This is a genomic window from Mesorhizobium sp. ANAO-SY3R2, from assembly GCF_042466635.1.
Classification (GTDB): domain Bacteria; phylum Pseudomonadota; class Alphaproteobacteria; order Rhizobiales; family Rhizobiaceae; genus Aminobacter.
Genome location: NZ_CP159953.1, coordinates 153,507 through 170,132, shown reverse-complemented (window position 1 = coordinate 170,132; position 16,626 = coordinate 153,507). Strand labels below are relative to the sequence as shown.

Genomic DNA, 16,626 nt, shown 5'->3' with positions numbered 1-16,626 from the left:
TCGCGTGCAAACGAACTTCCCATGGCGCTTCAATCCTGGATGGATCTTCGCTCGCAAAAGCTTTTTCCAATGACCCATTCGGAGGAAGATATTTCCGCCGTCTCCGGTCCTCACCTAAACCTGAGCCATAAAAGGCAAGGAGAAAACGGTGTGACAAACGCGTATGCGGCTGGTGCGAAATGCCCATTGGACAACGTGCGGGTACTGGACATGTCGCGGCTTGTTGCCGGCAACATGCTGACCCATGTTCTTGCGGACATGGGCGCCGATGTCATCAAGATCGAGCCACCGGAAGGCGACTCGCTGCGCGCTTGGAAGCTCCGGGACATATCGGTTCAGTGGAAGGTCTATGCGCGCAACAAGCGCAGCATCGTTATCGACCTGAAAAGTGACGAGGGTCGCGATATCTTCAGGAGGCTGGTTTCTTCGGCCCAGGTCCTGGTCGAAAACTACCGGCCTGGCGTTCTCGACCGGCTGGGCTTCAGCCTCGAAGAACTGTTGAAGCTGCAGCCGAAACTCGTCGTGCTTCGCATCAGTGGCTGGGGGCAGACCGGACCCTATCGCAACAAGCCGGGCTTTGGCACGTTGGCCGAAGCGACTTCCGGATTTGCGTTCAAAAATGGGTTCCCCGACCGGCCGCCCTTGCTGCCTAGCCTTGGTCTCGCCGATGCCATCGCCGGCCTGCACGGCGCATCCGCAGCGCTCGTCGCCCTGCGGGAGGTCGAAGTCAACGGGGGCAAGGGCCAGGAGATCGACGTCTCGCTGCTCGAGCCGATCCTGGCGATCCTGGGTGCCGACCAGGCCGTGTTCAAGGCCACCGGAGAGGTTCCATTGCGCACCGGCAATCACACCAAACTATCGGCGCCTCGCAACATCTACGAAACCAGCGATGGTGGATTTGTAGCGCTGTCCGCCTCGACGCCGGAAATGGCAATGCGCCTCTTTCGCGCGATTGGCCGACCCGACATGTGCGAGGACCCGCGCTTCAAGACAAATGAACAGCGTGTCGCCAATGTCTATCTGCTCGACGAAATCATTGGTGCGTTTGTCGCAGAGAGGCCGCTGGACGAGAACCTCGAATTCTTCAACTCGCTCGAGGTCACTGTCGGGCCGATCTACAACGCCGAACAGGTGATGTTCGACCCCCATGTGCAAGCGCGTGGCTCCATCCTCCATTTCGAGGACCCGGAACTGGGCTCCCTTCCCATGCACGATGTCGTACCGAGATTCAGCGGCACACCGGGCGCAGTGCGCACGCCGGCGCCAGCGCTCGACGGGAACCGGCAGGAAATTCTCAACGAACTCTACAGGCGGGACGAGCAAGCGCGCCATTCCGTTGCGTGAATTGCGAGAGACACGAGAAACGACATGAACGACAGTCTCTCCGCGGCTCGATCGTGGCTGTTTGTCCCCGGTGACTCCGAACGCAAGATCGCAAAATCCTGGGACAGCGGCGCCGACGTGCTGATCTTTGATATAGAGGACTCCGTGCCCCCGGAAAACAAGGCCGCCGCCCGCGCGCAGGTTGCCTCGGCGTTGAAGGAGGCACGCGCGTCGCATGTCGCTACGCCGTGTGTCGTGCGCATCAACTGCCTGGCGACAGGGCTGGCCGTCGATGACATTCCTGACACGATCGAGGGCAGGCCCGCCGCCTATGTCGCGCCGAAGGTCGGCTCGGCCGCAGATGTGCTTCGGATCGCCGAGATGCTAGATGAGCAGGAGGCTCGGTTCGGCATCGAGGCCGGAACGACCGGCATCATACCGATCGCAACCGAGACGCCGGACGCGATTTTCAGAATGCATGAGATAGCTCACGCGCATAGGCGGGTTCGGGCGCTTTTCTGGGGCATGGAAGATCTTGCGACGGAACTCGGCGCGCATGCGACCCGGGACCGGAATGGCATGATGCTGGACGTTTTCAGGACTGTGCGATCGCTGGCCCTGCTGGCGGGGGCATCGGCCGGGATAGGCATCGTGGATACGCCTTTCACCGCCTTGGCCGATGCCGAGGGCCTTGTCGAAGAAGCCGCAGACGCCAGCGTGATGGGCTTTACCGGCAAACTCGCCATCCACCCTTCGCAGGTGGCTGCAATCAACCGGGCATTCACGCCGAGCGCCCACCAGATCGCCGAAGCCGAGGCGATCTTGGCGCTGTCACGCGATGGCGGAGGTGCAGCCTTCCGTTACCAGGGCCGGATGATAGACACACCCCATCTCGTTGCAGCACGAAAGCTATTGGCAAAGATCAACCCGACGCGTTGAGCGCTTCGGGTTGATACCATTCGAGCTGAGATTTGTGTTCGCCAGGGCGTCCGATGCGCACATGTACAGCGACGCGCGTCCTTCTGGACCCGCAAAGGACCCTTAGCACTTTTAGTTTGTGCATGATCCCTTCCGAAAATCGTTCCCGATTTTTGGGGTCATGCAACTAAAGCGGTTTGCTTGGCCGCATCACGATAACTTTCGGCTCCGTATATTCTTCTACCGCATAGCGGACCCCTTCGCGACCAAACCCCGACGTACCCGTGCCGCCATAGGGCATGCTATCAACGCGCCAGGTGCTTGGCCCGTTGATGATGACGCCCCCTGCCCTGATCTCATCGCAGAGGCGAAAGGCGAGATCGAGGTCCGCCGTATAGACGCCATGATGTATGGCGCCGCTGACCGCATTCATCTCGCTGACAGCCTCCTCGATGGAGTCCACAGGCGAAACGGCGACGAGCGGCCCGAACACTTCCTTGCGCATGACCGCCATCTTGCCGTTGGCGCCGGTGATCACGGTCGGGGCGATATAATCCTGTTCGCGCACGCCGCCGCAGGCGACCTTCGCCCCATGCGAGACCGCGTCGGCGATGAACGACTCCACCTTTCTGGCCGCACCCTCGTCAACCATGGGTCCAATCGCATTCGGATTGCCCTCTGTGCGCGCCATTCCCTCGACCGCGCTGACGAAGGCGTCGATGAAGGCATCATAATTGGGGCGTGCAACATAGATGCGTTGCACGGAAATGCACGACTGACCGGACCGCACGAAACCGCCTGCGGCACATTCGGCTGCCGCCGCCTGCACATTGCCGTCGGCTGCGATGAACACGGCGCCAACGCCACCCAGCTCAAGATGCACGCGCTTCAGCGGCGCGGCCTCCTTGATCTTCCAGCCGACATCGCCGCCCGTGAAGCTGATTACCGGCAGTCGTGGGTCCTTGACGAGCGACATCGTGGCTTCATTGTCGATATCGAGCACGGCGATGGCCTTTTGCGGCCAGCCTGCCTCGACCACCGCCTGCGCCAGCCGAATTGCCGCACCCGCCACGCGCGGCGACGGCTTGATCAGGATGGGCGCTCCTGCGGCAATCGCCGGCGCGATCTTGTGCGCAGCAATCAGCAGTGGCCCGTTGTAGGCTGTGATACCCAGAACGGGACCGATCGGTTCGCGCCTGACATAGCTGAACGCGCCACGCGCGCGCGCGACGGCATCGACGTTCAGGATCTCCGAGGTGCCGGTTCGCACATAGGCGCTTGCCAGCGTGAACACTTCGATCGACCGCTGAACTTCCAGCCGCATGTCCTTGACAGTCAGGAACCCGCTCTCATCCGCCAGCGATTGGGCGATTTCCTCGGCGTTTATGGACAGTGCAACCACGACCTTGTCAAGAATCGCAGCGCGCTCGAAGCTGCTCGTTCGCCTGACAGACTGCGCGGCTTGTGAGAGCAACTCGACCGCTGTCTCGATTGTCGCGTTTTCGAGTTCGCAAACCGATCCGTCAACATATCCCACACGCGCCAGCATCCGACCCCTCCCTTAACTCAAGCAAAGATATTGAGAGACTGCTCTTGGGAAAGACAATTCGCAATTCGGAAGCAGCGGGCTGTCGAAATGCGTTTAGCACTATACTCTGTTATCTGGGCCATATGCCCTACAAGGGAGGATACATCGGCTAAAGTAACGCGGGGAGCGACGGTGAACAGCATCGCGCAGAAATTCGATTTCATCATCGTAGGCGCAGGTACCGCTGGTTGCCTGCTGGCGGATCGATTGTCGGAAAACCCCGCAAACTCGGTCTGCCTGATCGAGGCCGGCCCGCCGGATCGCCACCCGCTCATCCATCTGCCGGCCGGCTACATAAAAACGCTGTTCAATCCGGCCTATACTTGGCAGTTCAAGACCGAACCGTCCGAGGGCAGCGCCGGCAGGAGTATTTCCACGACGCAGGGACGGACGCTCGGAGGATCGAGTTCCATCAACGGCCTCGTCTACAATCGCGGCCAGGCCGCAGATTACGACATGTGGGCGCAGATGGGGAACCGGGGCTGGAGCTATGACGAGCTCCTGCCGTTCTTCCGTCGCAGCGAAAGGCGGATGGCACCATCCGACGGGCACTATCGCGGCAACGAAGGTGATCTGATGGTGACGGATCTCGACTGGCATCATCCACTCTGCGACGCCTTCGTTCGGGGCGCGCAGAGCCTCGGCATTCCCCGCAACGACGACTACAACGGCGCCAGACAGGAAGGCGTCGGATACTACCAACGAGTGATTTACAAGGGCCTGCGGCGCAGCTCGGCCCGGAGCTTCCTGAAGAACGCCCGCAAGCGTGCGAATTTCCATCTGATCACCAACGCGCAGGTTTCGCGCATTGATTTCGAGGGTCGCAGGGCGGTCGGCGTCACCTTCTTCCGGCCCGACGGCAGCGAGCAGAAGCTTGCGGCGGGGCGCGAAGTTATCGTTTCGAGCGGTGCGATCAACAGTCCGAAACTCCTGCAACTGTCTGGTATCGGACCGGCTGATCTGCTCGCCTCCCATGGAATCACGCCGGTCAATGCACTTTCCGGCGTCGGCGAGAACCTGCGCGACCACTGGGCGGTACGGGTGGTTGCAAAGGTCAAGGACATCAGGACCATAAATCGCATGGTGACCGGCGTGCCGCTGGTTGCGCAAGCGCTTCGCTGGGCAATGGGCCGACCGAACGTGCTGTCTGTAAGTCCCTCACTCGCCCATGTCTTCTGGAAGTCGGACGAGTCACTTTCCGCACCCGATCTGCAGATGACGTTCACGCCGGCCAGCTACAAGGAAGGCGTCGCCGGCCTGCTCGACAGTTTCGATGGCATGACCTGTGGTGTCTGGCAGCAGCGACCTGAAAGCCTCGGCCATGTGCGGATAAAATCGAGGGATGTGCGCGCTCATCCAACTATCCAGCCGAACTATCTGCACTCCGAAATCGACAGGCTGGCGGTCATTGGCGGTGTCAGGCTGGCCCGGCGACTGCTCGAAACCAAACCGCTACAACCTTATTTCGACAGCCGGCAAGGACCGCCGAGCAGCGTAGAAACCGACGACGAGATCCTCGACTATGCCCGCAGGATGGGATCGACGGTCTTCCACCTCATGGGGTCATGCCGCATGGGACCGGCACATGACCAGCGGGCAGTGGTCGATGACCGCCTGCGCGTTCATGGCGTGGAGGGCCTGCGTGTCGCCGACGCATCGATCATGCCGTCAATGCCATCGGCCAATACGATGGCCGCCACCTACATGATCGCCGAAAGGGCGGCCGATTGGATTCTCACAAACGCTGACTAGCGGTAGAGCCTCGGCAAATAGCCGCCGGTCAGTCGGAAGCGACTGACCGGCGTTTTCGAGGTCCGGTGCGGTCTGTGCCAGTTGTAGATGTCGGCCTAGTCGGCAAGCCCTTTGACTACCGACAGCGCCATTTCCTCCCGACGCCGTGCGTCAGACGGGCATTCTTGTAAATGTCCATCCGGTCCCTTCCGATTGGACGAAGTTGGCGTAGGTGAGGTCAGGCTTCTCCTGCCCTCAAATGACCCTCTGCTCTCGCAGAGCCGCCACATCGCCACTGCTGAACCCAAGCTCCATGAGAATCTCGTCCGTATGCTGGCCCAGCCGCGGTGGCGGCAGGCGGATGAAGTCTTCTTCGCCTGCGAACCTGATCGGAGAGCCAAGAATTCGCAGCGGCATATCGTTGGCCTCTATCTCAACGGCGACCTTTTGGCTGACCACCTGTGGATCCGAGAATGCCTGATCGATGCCATATACCGGACCGCATGGCACGCCGGCGCGATTGAGTACGTCAATCCAGTATGCGGTTGTCCTTGTCTTTGTCTTCGCTTCGACAAGTGCGTTGATTTCACTGCGCCTGGCCATTCGGTCAGCGTTCGTCCCAAAACGCGGATCGTCATTCAGTTCCGGAAGCTCCAGTATCTTGACCAGCCGCGCGTAGAAGGTGCCGTTGGACGGTGCAACGGCAATCTGGCCATCAGCGGTTCCGAACAGCCCATACGGCGCAACCAGGCCATGATCGTTGCCGGATCTGCTGACCAGTTTGCCGGAGTTGAGGTAGTCCGTAGCATGGAAGGACAGCATGCTCATCAGGCTCGCCAGCATGCTGACATTGATCGTTCTGCCGCTATTGCCGCGCGACCGATTGTGGAGCGCAGACGCAACCCCAAGGGCGGCATAGAGTCCGCAGACAAGATCCGCGATCGGCGTGCCGGAACGCATGGGAGGATCATTTTCCGCGCCGTTGGTCGCCATGAAGCCGCTCATCGCCTGGACGACAAAATCGAAGGCCGGTCGATCAGCATAGGGACCATCGACACCGAAACCATTGATGTTGCAGTGAATGAGACTGGGATTGATCTCATTCAGCCTTTCCGGCGAAAATCCCATGCGCGTCATGACGTCAGGCCGGTAATTTTCGATCAGAACATCGGCATCCGAAAGCAGCCGCTCAAGAACCTCCTTGCCGGCTGCCGAATAGAGATCAATCGCGATCCCCCGCTTGTTCCTGTTGTAGTTGGCAAAATACGTGCTCATCGAGCCTGCGATATAGCCCTGCCCCCGCAGTGGATCGCCCTCTCCAGGGGATTCGACCTTGATGACGTCGGCACCCAGATCGGCAAGCAGCGCCGAACAAAAGGGGCCTGAAATCACGCGGGTGAGATCGACTATTCTTACGCCATTGAACGACATGTTCTTGTCCCAAACTCGTCAGTCCCGCGTCCGCGGTGACATAGTTGCTCTCTCCCGCCGCACGAGCACAGCGGGTGCTGGCCTCGTGGGCCAGAGAAATGTTGTCGGATCAGCAGAGCCGGTGTCGCGGTCGTTCAACCCACACTGCGCAGTTTGACCACACCGCCTTTGACGACTTCCGGCTTTCTAGGCTCCGTTCGCCTGTCCTGGTTCAAAAAGAAATCCAGCAGAAGGCGTGCCTGGGCGGGCAAATGCATGTCCCGCCGGGCACAGACGCGAATCTCGCGCTTTGCCCATGCGTCTGATAGCGCAACCGTTGCGATCTGCGCCGGATTGCAAGCTCCATTCAGGTGGATGGGCAGGATGGTTATGCCGAATCCTGCCGCAACCATGGATCGCGCGACTTCATTGGACTGCACGACGTAACGAGGATTGAACTGCCGCCCGGTGCCGGTTGCCGCCTTGCGCAGCTGGCTCATCACCGAACTGTTTTCCTGCAAAGAAATGAAATCGTAGTCGAACAATTCGGCGAACGAGACGGAACTGCGGCTTGCGAGCGGGCTGTCCTTGGGCACAAGCAACTGCAACTCATCGTGCCGGCAGAAAAACGACTCTACATCTCCGCCGATCGATGGGTGGCTCGCGTAGATGCCGATATCGGCCGTACCCGTCGCCACGGCGTGCAGAACGTCCGCACTCATGAGTTCGCGTACATCCAGGTCGACCTGAGGATAAAGGTTGACGAAATCGCGCATGTCGGCGGTGGCAAACCCCGTAAGCGCAGAGGCGGTCGCGGCAATACGGATATGTCCTTTGACGCCTTCCGAGAACTCGCTGAGATCGGTGCGGATTTTCCCGACAAGCTCGAAAATATCCCTCGCATGCTGCGCAAGCGCCTCGCCCACCGGGGTCGGCACGGTACCTTTGGCGCTGCGATAGAGTAGCTTTACGTCGAACAGGTACTCCAGATCCTGGACCCGTTTGGTCACGGCAGATGGAGTGATACATTCCCGCTCGGCTGCTCGGCCGATACTTCGCTCCTCGCAGATCGTCAGGAATAGCCTCAGGCTCAGAAGATCGAGTTTGGTGATCGTTTTCTTGAGAAGTGGCGCGGCCATCGCAATGCTTCCTCCGAGAGACGTTCGACACATCGCCCAAACCAAGGGCGAGGACATTGTCCATGCCGGAGAAAGACCTCAAATCCTCCCTCTCTCCAGCGCAGGAGAAATATAGCATTGTCCCGAGCAATCGGACAGCACTACTGACCTATTATTTCACGATATGGCTATAACATGAACACATGGGCCAGAGCCGACATCAAAAACTACCGCGCAGGAAGGCGCCCGGATGCGCCTGCCCTTGACGTTCAAGGCAATTGAGGAGGCACCCAGGGAGGGAGATACAGTTTTTGGCAAGACAATCGCCATCGGCGGCCGACAACCATGTTTGTCGACCGCGGGCCAGATCGCACAGTTAGGGCGATCTCGTAAGGCGCCGACGGGATGGCGCACGACGTTGGAGCCGTCGGCTAAGATGCGTCAGTGAACCGCCGCATACATGATGCGTTCTTCGGTGGCTTGGCCGGGCGTGAATTCTTCAACGACGCGTCCTAGCCGTGAGACCAGGATCCTGTCCGACAGGTTCAGGATCTCCGGAAGGTAGGAAGAAATCACCATAACGGCCAACCCGTCGTCAGCCAGGCGCCCGATAATCTCGTGGATCTCGGCGATTGCACCTACGTCGACGCCTCGGGTCGGCTCGTCAAAGATGACCAGTTTCGGACGCTGAACGAGGCTGCTGGCGATGACGACCTTCTGTTGGTTGCCACCCGAAAGCTCAATCACGTGGGCGTTGGAATCGATGGCTCGAATATTTAGTTTTTTGGTCCATTCGTCAGCCAGAACGCGTGCATCGGATCTGCGAACCACCGCCGCAGTGTTGAGGCCTGCGCCGAGCAGGCTGGAATAAATGTTGTCGGCAATCGACATTGTCTCAAAGAAGCCCTCCAGCTTGCGATCTTCGGTAACATAGACGATCCCGTCCTTCACCGCGGGACGGGGCACCCGATAGCGAACCGACTCGCCTTCAAACTTCACCTCGCCGCCATGAAAGGCGTTGCGCTTGTGCACGCCGGCGATAACTTTTGCCGTTTCCGTGCGCCCGGAGCCGATCAGGCCGAATATGCCGGTGATCTGGCCGGCATAGACCGAGAAGCTGTTGTTGCGCACCATGGCACCCATGGAGAGGTTCTGGACGCTCAGGATGCGCTCGCCACCGCGGCGAACTTTGCGCTTTTCGTTCGAATAGAGTTGGCTGGAGAGGGTTCGGCCCACCATGGCGCGGATGATGCTGTCGCGATCGAATTTGGACGTTTCGTCCGAGGCGACGAGCTCGCCATCGCGCAGGATGGTGATCCGGTCGGAAATCTCCAGCGCCTCCTCGAGCGCGTGCGAGATGAAGATGATGCTGACACCCCGCTCCTTGAGCCGCGCGATCAGCGAAAAGAAGTGATGCTTCTCTTCCGGGGTGAGCGATGCGGTCGGTTCGTCGAAGATGATGACGCGCACATTCTGTCGCACGGCTCTTGCGATCTCGACCATCTGTTTCTTCGCGGCACCCAGCGTCGACACGTTCGCCCAGGGATCGACGTTGAAGTTCAGCGACTGGAGAAACTGCTGGGCTGCGATGTAGAGGCCACGCAGACGGTTGAAGAGCTTTTCGTCGCCAAGATAGAGATTCTGGGCGACCGACATCGACGGCACCAGGCTGGTCTCCTGAAAAACCATGGCAATGCCGTTTTTCAACGCTTCCGCAGGCGTGGAAAACGAGACATCCTTGCCGTCCAGCAGCATTTTGCCGCTGCTGATGTCCGTTACGCCAGCCATGATCTTGGTCAGCGTCGATTTTCCCGCCCCGTTCTCGCCGAGAAGCGCGTGGATCTCGCCCTTGCGCAGCGTGAAGTTGACTTTCTTCAGAGCCGCGACGCCGCGATATGCCTTCGTCACATCTTGCAGTTCGATAAGAGCAGTCATGCCACACCTGCCAGGCTGGAATCGACAAGGGCGATCAAGGCCCCATCGCCCTTACTTGCAACCACGGTCTTGCCATCCCACTCGACCGCGCTCGTGATGCCGTGACGGTTCCCGTCCGAGCGGCTGTGATGGCTACCCGTTGGCAAGCCGTCACTATCGAACCTGACGACCAGGCCATAGGAACGGGTCGGCCCCCAAGGCTTGCGAATACCGAGGTGCTTGACACCGCCTCCCTGCAGCGGCTCCTTGAAACTCTTGCCGCTACGCATGGCCGGAGCGACCCAGTATTGCTCATCGATCCGCTCGATCATGCGCTTGCGGTAGAGCTTCTCGCGCAGCACGAACTCGATCATTTGGCTGCGAGGCGCAAAGACGCAGAGCCAAAGTCCGCCATCGCCCGACGAGGCAATCCTGCCGGGATAGCCAGGAAGGTCGAGCATGAACGGCGTCCATTTTCCTGCCGGCGTTCTTTTCAGAAGTCTGTGCTTCCACGCCTCGGAGATCACCGGCGTCTCATCGGCAAGGAACCCGATTCCGTTCGGGAACGCCAGTCGATCGTCCAGCATGACCGCATGCGCAGCGCCCTTTGCCAGAAGCCATACAGACCCGGTGAATTCTCGCGTCATCAGGTCGCGCTTCCACTGCGATGGCCTGTGCACTTTGGAGCCCACACAGATGAACAGGTCACCCTTGGCATCAAAAGCGAGTGCTGTCACGAAGGCCGTCTTGCCTCCGAGCGACAGCGCAGTTGCGTTCGCCACCTCCGAGGGAGAAGGCGCAAGAAGGAGCTTGCCTTCGTCCAATGCAATGGCAATCGAGCCACTGACGGAAATGGCAGTCGCCGAAATGTCGGATGAGAAATCGGCAACCGTCCCCGGGGCCTCACCGACCGCGCCAAGCAGTTGCAGCTTGGTCCCTTGGGTAAAGTAAAGCCGGCCGTCGTGGATCATCAGATTGTCCACGTCTTCCGCTTCCAGGAGCGTTTCGGCATCATCGAGCGCCGTGTTGGGCCGAAGCGCTCCATCCATCGGCGGCACTGTGACCGAGTACTCGCCCCGTCCCCAGAGCGCGTCCCACGCATTCCTCAACGCTCTGGTCACGCCGGCCTCCCGAAATACAGGTCACGATCGTTGAAAGTCGGATCTGCTCCTTCAAGCTTCACGCGGCCGATCCGGTTGTTGAAGATGCCTCCGAGATACAGATAGCCCTTGTGCTCTCGCATTGACGTGATCATCGGGTGTCTGTCGCCCGCACGGTCCCAGAGTGACTCGATCACGTTGCCGTCGACGTCGACCTTGATCACGCCACCGGAATTGAGGTTGGGGTAAATCCATTCCTCAAAGGCGACGCGCTGGGTCATCCGACGGCGGAAGCCCGGCATCGTCATGGCCAGATCCATGGCAGGTGTGCGCATGCCGAGCAGCGCAACCCAGAACTTCCCATCCGAAGACCGTCGGATGTTGTCAGGGTAGCCCGGCAAATCGTCGATGATGGTGACCACCTTGCCTTTTTTCGGCCCGTCGAACCAGAAACGGCTGATGCGCCCCGCCCATGTCTCGGCGAACAACAGCGACACGCCATCGCCCGTCATGCAGATGCCATTGGGGAACATGCGTTTGGGCAGCACGGTGCGCGTGAGGCCAGTCCTGGGATCATAGCAAAGGATACGGCCATTGCCGCGGCCTTCGATGGAATCTGTTGCCCAATCACCGACGTCGTAGCGGATCGTCGCCTCGCTGAAGAACACGCGCCCGTCTGGCGCAAAATCCATGTCATCGGCAAAGCGCATGCGGCTGTCGTCGATGATGGAGAACAGGCTGCGGTTGGTTTCGTCAGCCAGACGATGGACCGAGCGGTCCGGCAGGACCTTGTAGAGGCCCATACCACTGACGCAGGCAAACAGCGCGCCCTTCTCGTCGAAGTGCAACCCGAGCGGCTGCCCGCCAATATGAGCGAAAACTTCCCGCTCGCGGTAGTCAGGCGCCTTGAAGCGGACGATATCGCCGTGCCGGCTGCCCGCGTAGAGATTGTCATCGCGATCGAATGCCACGTCCTCAGCACCGTCGACCTGGTCGATGGCCAGCGGTTCGGCTTGGGTCAAACGGTCATTGATCTCATAGCGCGAGCCGGAGCCGGGATCGGTCTCCGCCGGCGCCGCGGGTGCGAAATAGGTCGGAGAAACATAGACACGAGACAGCAGCTTGTGCCTGTTCTTCAGCCAGCGAATGTCTGTAGCCACGGCAAGAAGAAGCGCCAGCGCCAGCAGAAGCGAATTGTAGCCACTCGGCATCTGAAGCTTAAGCAGGCTGTTGGTCAGGATCACGACGATCAGCGTGCCCAGCATGGCCTTCGCGACGGATCCACGTCCGCCACCGAGAGAATTTCCGCCAAGCACCGCGGCGGTCAGAACCATGACTTCCAGGCCGGAGCCGGTCTCGGAACCCGCGCTGTTGAGGCGTGCCGCGTAGAGAACACCGGCAAAGCTGGCAAATATACCCGACAGCACATAAGTCATGCAGACGGTGCGGCGAACATTGATGCCGGCATTGTAGGCCGAACGCCTGGATCCGCCGACCGCTGTGATGTGCCAGCCACTGCGCATCCGCGTGAGGTAGATGTGCAGAGCCACGGCAACCGCGACCACCAGGACGAAGTTTCCCGGAATACCGAGGACCTTGCCGCCAGCGAACCAGTCCCAGAGCTTCGAATCTGGAAAGCTCATGACGACGTCGTTGGCATAGTTGAAGGTCAGAATTTCGACGATGGCGTCGATGATGATCAACGACGCAAGCGTTGTCAGAAATGCGCGCAGCCGAAGGTAGCCAACCAGTATGCCGTTGACCAGTCCGCACACGGCCCCGACGAGCAGGACCAGCGGGACGGCCGCATAGACCGACATTCCCAAGTAATTCAGGAGATACAGCGAGGCGAAATTGGCAAGAGCAAAAACGGCGCCGACACTAAGATCAATTCCGCCGGCAAGAATGACGAGCGTCATGCCCAGCACGACGAAAGTCAGCTCGCCCATCTGGCGCAGCATATTTGCAAACGTGCCCAGCGAGAAGAAATTGTCGATAACGCTGCCGAACACGATCAGGCAGAGCGCCAAGATGAACACCGGTATCGCGTTGTCGATCCAGTTCTTGGAAAGAAGCTCGCCAACGACGTGATCGGGCACCAGTCGGTAGCGCCACTTCGCGTAAGTGTCTGAAATCGCCATTGCAGATATTCAACTCTCAAGCCGGGAATGGAGACGCAGTGCCGAGGCACTGCGTCGCTGGACGTCAGAGGCCGGCCTTGATCTGGTCAAGCGTCCAACATGAGCTCTCGGAGAGATTTGCCTTGGTGAGCGGCCACGAGTTCATGTAGATGGCAAACGGACGGACGGTCTCATCCGCGCCGTGCTGCAGGATCACGGCGATGGAGTCGTTGATGCGCTTCGAGATCTCGTTGATATTGTAGGAAACGTAGAAATCGTAGCTGCCGTCCTTGATCTTGTCGCACGCGGCCTTCTCGCCTGCGCCCTGCGAAACCACGAAGACCTTGCCCGTCAACCCTGCTTCGCGAACAGCGGCCGCGAGCCCGGAATCCTGACCGTCCCATAGGCCAAAGTAACCGCAAAGATCCGGGTTCTGGCGAATGACCGTAGACACCACGGAATGCGCCTTGCTGGCATCCCAGTCAGCTGCCTGGTCGGACACGACCGCCATCTCGGGATTGGCGGCCATGACATCCTTGAAGGCCTTCATGCCGATGAAATTGGTCGGATTGTTGGGCGTTCCCTGCAGGACTGCGATCTTGCCGTTGCCGCCATTCTTGGGGCTGCACTTCTCGACCAGCTTGAGCGCATTGGTCTCGGCGTTCTTGTACCAGTCGATGCCGACATGCGAGGTCGTGTTGGTAGTAGCCTTGACGTTGACCTGCAGAACGCGCACGCCAGCTTCCATGGCCTGCTTCAGCACGCGGGCATAGGCCTGCATGTCGACGTTCTGGACAACGATCAGGTCGGGCTTTTCGTCGATGATCTGGGTGATTGCCTGGACGCCCTGGTCGATGTTCCAGTTCGGATCGCGGATCTGAAAATCAAAGCCTTCCTCATTCGCCATCCGCTGCATGCCGGCGGCAAAGCCCGCCGCGATATCCATGCCGATCGAGATGGGCACGAAGACGACCTTCTTGCCTTTCATGGACAGATGGTAAGTCGCCGACATGCCATCGTCGAAACCGCCACCGTCTGCGGCAGCCATGCCTGTCCCAAGCCCCACGCAGAGCATTGTTCCCGCGACAAGTTTTGCAATCCTATTCATGTTTCCCCTCCACTTTTTTGAACTAGATATCGCCCTGCTGAGATGTCTGCTCGTCACGGGGATTCAGGATCGTGTCGATGATGATCGCCATAAGCAGAATGCCGCCCTTGATCAGATTCTGCACCGAGTACGAGATGTTCATGATCGTCATGCCGTTCAGGAAGATTCCGATCAGCAGCGTTCCCACGATGACATTGACGATACCGCCACGACCACCGCTCAACACGACACCGCCAAGGACCACCACGAGAATGACGTCGTAAACCATGGTCGAATTGACCACGCGCGTGTTCATCGTCGAAACGAGTGTGGCGAGCACCAGGCCAGCGAAGAATGCGATAGAGGCCGACAGGACATACTGCAGAAGGATGATCGGCCGGGTCGGAACGCCGGCGCTTCGCGCCCTCAACGGATTGTCACCCATGGCGCGAATGAAGACACCGAGCTTGGTGTAGCGCAGGAACAGATGCGCCAGCAGCGCTACTGCGGCGAAAGCAATAACGGGCACCGGAATTCCAAAGACGTAGCCAGCGCCGAAATTCCGCATCCAGGACGCGCTATCCGGAAGGAAGACCAGATCGATATCGACCAGCGCCACGCGGGTGAAACCATAGATCGCCGTGGTCATCGCCAGCGTGGCGAAGATCGCCGGGATCTCGGCGTAGGCGACGAGAAACCCGATGAGCAACCCCACCAGCACGACGAAAATATTGCCGTACAGAATGGCAAGATAGACCGGCGTGCCCTGGCTTATGAGAAAAAGTACCCAGGCGACGGACATGGCCATGGTCGAAATAATCGCGAGATCGATGCCCCGGCCGATGATAGTCAAAGCCATGCCAATTCCGAGAATGCCGAGAATCGAGACGCTCTGCACAAGCGACAGGAGATTACCGGCATCCAGGAAGCCCGGCAGGGCTATCGCAAACACGATGAACATCGCCGCCGCGATGGCAAAGACGATGCGTTCCTGTGCAAAAGTAGCCTTGCGCCTTCCGTGCGCTTTCGGCATCGCGCCCGCCACCGGCTGTGCATCGGCTACCTGCATACCCACTCCTCCGCGCCGTTCGACGCATGCTCTTCGAATATTTCTCGACCGTCTGGCGTTGGGTAACAGCCAAGATCAATCCATCATCACTCGATACCGGCATCAAGTCACGGCATGTCAACGTGGCTGACATCTCCCCCGTCTACTTACGCCTATAACTGGGGCGCTCTAGCCTCACCAATAACATCTCAAGAATGGGGTATTCCAAAAAGCTTACGCGAACAGACGCCTTCCAAAACGAGAACACCGTACTTTTCAGAAGTGTGTAAGCTCTGCTGATATGGTCCATTCCACGGGGCCCGGAGGCACGGATGTATCCCAAAACAATTGAAATCACCGAGGTGGGCACCCGAGACGGCCTGCAATCCGAAAGCAGGTTCATTCCCACCGACCAGAAGATCAAGTTCATCAAGGGCTTCATCTCGGCCGGCCTGCGGCGGATCGAGGCGACATCCTTCGTCTCGCCACGCGCTGTGCCGCAGTTGGCCGACGCCGCCGGACTGGTATCCGCAACCCGTGGACAGGGCGCCAAGATCGCGGCCCTCGTGCCGAATGCGAAGGGCGCCGCACGCGCATTGGAGGCAGGCGCCGACGAAATGGTCGCCTTCATTTCCGCCTCCGAGAGCCACAGTCGGACCAATCTCAACATGCCGATTGCCGACGCGCTCAAGGCGGTGGAACAGGTGGCGCAAATTGCCGACGGCGGTGGGCGGACGTTTCGCTCAGCGATCGCCGTCGCCTTCGGCTGCCCGTTCGAGGGCGACGTCGAGCCTGCCGCTGTCAGTGCGATTGCTGGTACGCTCAAAGGCATGGGCGTGCGAACAATCACACTGGGTGATACGACCGGAATGGCCTCGCCACGCCATGTCGAAAATGTATGCGGCCGGCTGCTAGAGGACCATCCGGACCTGCGCCTGACCCTGCACTTCCACAACACGCGCGGCCTTGGCCTCGTCAATGTCATGACCGGCCTGAAACTGGGCATCGACAGCTACGAATCCGCATCCGGCGGCCTGGGCGGCTGCCCGTTCGCGGCGGGGGCAACTGGCAACATCTGCACGGAGGACCTGGTCTATCTGATGGCCGAACTCGGCATCGAGACCGGCATCGATTTTGATGGTGTCGTCGCGGTCGCCAAGGAAATGGAGCGCGCAGTCGGCCGGGAGTTGCCGGGCCAGCTGATCCGGTCAGGCCCGCGCAGCAAACTCCATTCAATCGAAGCCGTCCGACGCGCGGTCGGCTGAGACG

12 protein-coding genes are annotated in these 16,626 nt (G+C 59.7%); 4 read left to right on the top strand and 8 right to left on the bottom strand.

The features are described 5' to 3' along the window. Positions 1-150 precede the first annotated feature (150 nt). Entirely contained in the window at positions 151-1,344 is a 1,194-nt protein-coding gene (locus ABSY17_RS02030) for a CaiB/BaiF CoA transferase family protein (protein WP_378941688.1), read from the top strand. Between the two features lie 24 nt (positions 1,345-1,368). Further along, positions 1,369-2,262 (top strand): HpcH/HpaI aldolase/citrate lyase family protein, encoded by an 894-nt coding sequence (locus ABSY17_RS02025; RefSeq protein ID WP_378941685.1) that lies wholly within the window; start codon positions 1,369-1,371, stop codon positions 2,260-2,262. A gap of 166 nt (positions 2,263-2,428) precedes the next feature. On the opposite strand, the gene ABSY17_RS02020 is transcribed toward ABSY17_RS02025, so the two are convergent. Further along, entirely contained in the window at positions 2,429-3,790 is a 1,362-nt protein-coding gene (locus ABSY17_RS02020) for an aldehyde dehydrogenase family protein (protein WP_378941683.1), read from the bottom strand. 171 nt (positions 3,791-3,961) lie between these two features. Here ABSY17_RS02020 and ABSY17_RS02015 point away from each other — a divergent pair, with 171 nt between their 5' ends. Beyond that, a complete protein-coding gene (locus ABSY17_RS02015; protein ID WP_378941680.1) occupies positions 3,962-5,581 on the top strand; it encodes a GMC family oxidoreductase in 1,620 nt (539 codons plus the stop codon). 234 nt (positions 5,582-5,815) lie between these two features. Here the strand turns inward: ABSY17_RS02015 and ABSY17_RS02010 are convergent, their stop codons facing one another. From ABSY17_RS02010 to ABSY17_RS01980, 7 genes are all read right to left on the bottom strand, one after another. Continuing rightward, positions 5,816-6,991, bottom strand: a complete 1,176-nt coding sequence (locus tag ABSY17_RS02010; RefSeq protein WP_378941678.1) for a CaiB/BaiF CoA transferase family protein — start codon at positions 6,989-6,991, stop codon at positions 5,816-5,818. A gap of 134 nt (positions 6,992-7,125) precedes the next feature. After that, entirely contained in the window at positions 7,126-8,109 is a 984-nt protein-coding gene (locus tag ABSY17_RS02005) for a LysR family transcriptional regulator (protein ID WP_378941676.1), read from the bottom strand. Positions 8,110-8,529: 420 nt separating this feature from the next. Continuing rightward, positions 8,530-10,023, bottom strand: coding sequence for a sugar ABC transporter ATP-binding protein (locus tag ABSY17_RS02000; RefSeq protein WP_378941673.1), 1,494 nt, complete (start codon positions 10,021-10,023; stop codon positions 8,530-8,532). Further along, positions 10,020-11,123: a strictosidine synthase gene (locus ABSY17_RS01995; protein WP_378941671.1), complete on the bottom strand. Its 1,104-nt coding sequence runs from the start codon at positions 11,121-11,123 to the stop codon at positions 10,020-10,022. The genes ABSY17_RS02000 and ABSY17_RS01995 overlap by 4 nt, the downstream gene beginning before the upstream one ends. Then, positions 11,120-13,243 carry an ABC transporter permease gene (locus ABSY17_RS01990; RefSeq protein WP_378941669.1) on the bottom strand — a complete coding sequence of 708 codons (2,124 nt, stop codon included), beginning with the start codon at positions 13,241-13,243 and terminating at the stop codon, positions 11,120-11,122. The genes ABSY17_RS01995 and ABSY17_RS01990 overlap by 4 nt, the downstream gene beginning before the upstream one ends. Positions 13,244-13,307: 64 nt before the next feature. Continuing rightward, entirely contained in the window at positions 13,308-14,330 is a 1,023-nt protein-coding gene (locus tag ABSY17_RS01985) for a sugar ABC transporter substrate-binding protein (RefSeq protein ID WP_378941666.1), read from the bottom strand. Positions 14,331-14,352: 22 nt separating this feature from the next. Then, complete coding sequence (locus tag ABSY17_RS01980; RefSeq protein ID WP_378941733.1) at positions 14,353-15,342, bottom strand: ABC transporter permease; 990 nt, start codon at positions 15,340-15,342, stop codon at positions 14,353-14,355. Between the two features lie 347 nt (positions 15,343-15,689). Here ABSY17_RS01980 and ABSY17_RS01975 point away from each other — a divergent pair, with 347 nt between their 5' ends. Continuing rightward, on the top strand, positions 15,690-16,622 hold the full coding sequence (locus ABSY17_RS01975; protein ID WP_378941664.1) for a hydroxymethylglutaryl-CoA lyase: 933 nt from the start codon (positions 15,690-15,692) through the stop codon (positions 16,620-16,622). Positions 16,623-16,626: the final 4 nt, after the last annotated feature.

Coding starts and splice junctions, on each gene's coding strand:
- ABSY17_RS02025 (WP_378941685.1), top strand. CDS start 1,369: ATGAACGACAGTCTCTCCGCGGCTCGATCGTGGCTGTTTGTCCCCGGT.
- ABSY17_RS02020 (WP_378941683.1), bottom strand. CDS start 3,790: ATGCTGGCGCGTGTGGGATATGTTGACGGATCGGTTTGCGAACTCGAA.
- ABSY17_RS02010 (WP_378941678.1), bottom strand. CDS start 6,991: ATGTCGTTCAATGGCGTAAGAATAGTCGATCTCACCCGCGTGATTTCA.
- ABSY17_RS02005 (WP_378941676.1), bottom strand. CDS start 8,109: ATGGCCGCGCCACTTCTCAAGAAAACGATCACCAAACTCGATCTTCTG.
- ABSY17_RS02000 (WP_378941673.1), bottom strand. CDS start 10,023: ATGACTGCTCTTATCGAACTGCAAGATGTGACGAAGGCATATCGCGGC.
- ABSY17_RS01990 (WP_378941669.1), bottom strand. CDS start 13,243: ATGGCGATTTCAGACACTTACGCGAAGTGGCGCTACCGACTGGTGCCC.
- ABSY17_RS01985 (WP_378941666.1), bottom strand. CDS start 14,330: ATGAATAGGATTGCAAAACTTGTCGCGGGAACAATGCTCTGCGTGGGG.
- ABSY17_RS01980 (WP_378941733.1), bottom strand. CDS start 15,342: ATGCCGAAAGCGCACGGAAGGCGCAAGGCTACTTTTGCACAGGAACGC.
- ABSY17_RS01975 (WP_378941664.1), top strand. CDS start 15,690: ATGTATCCCAAAACAATTGAAATCACCGAGGTGGGCACCCGAGACGGC.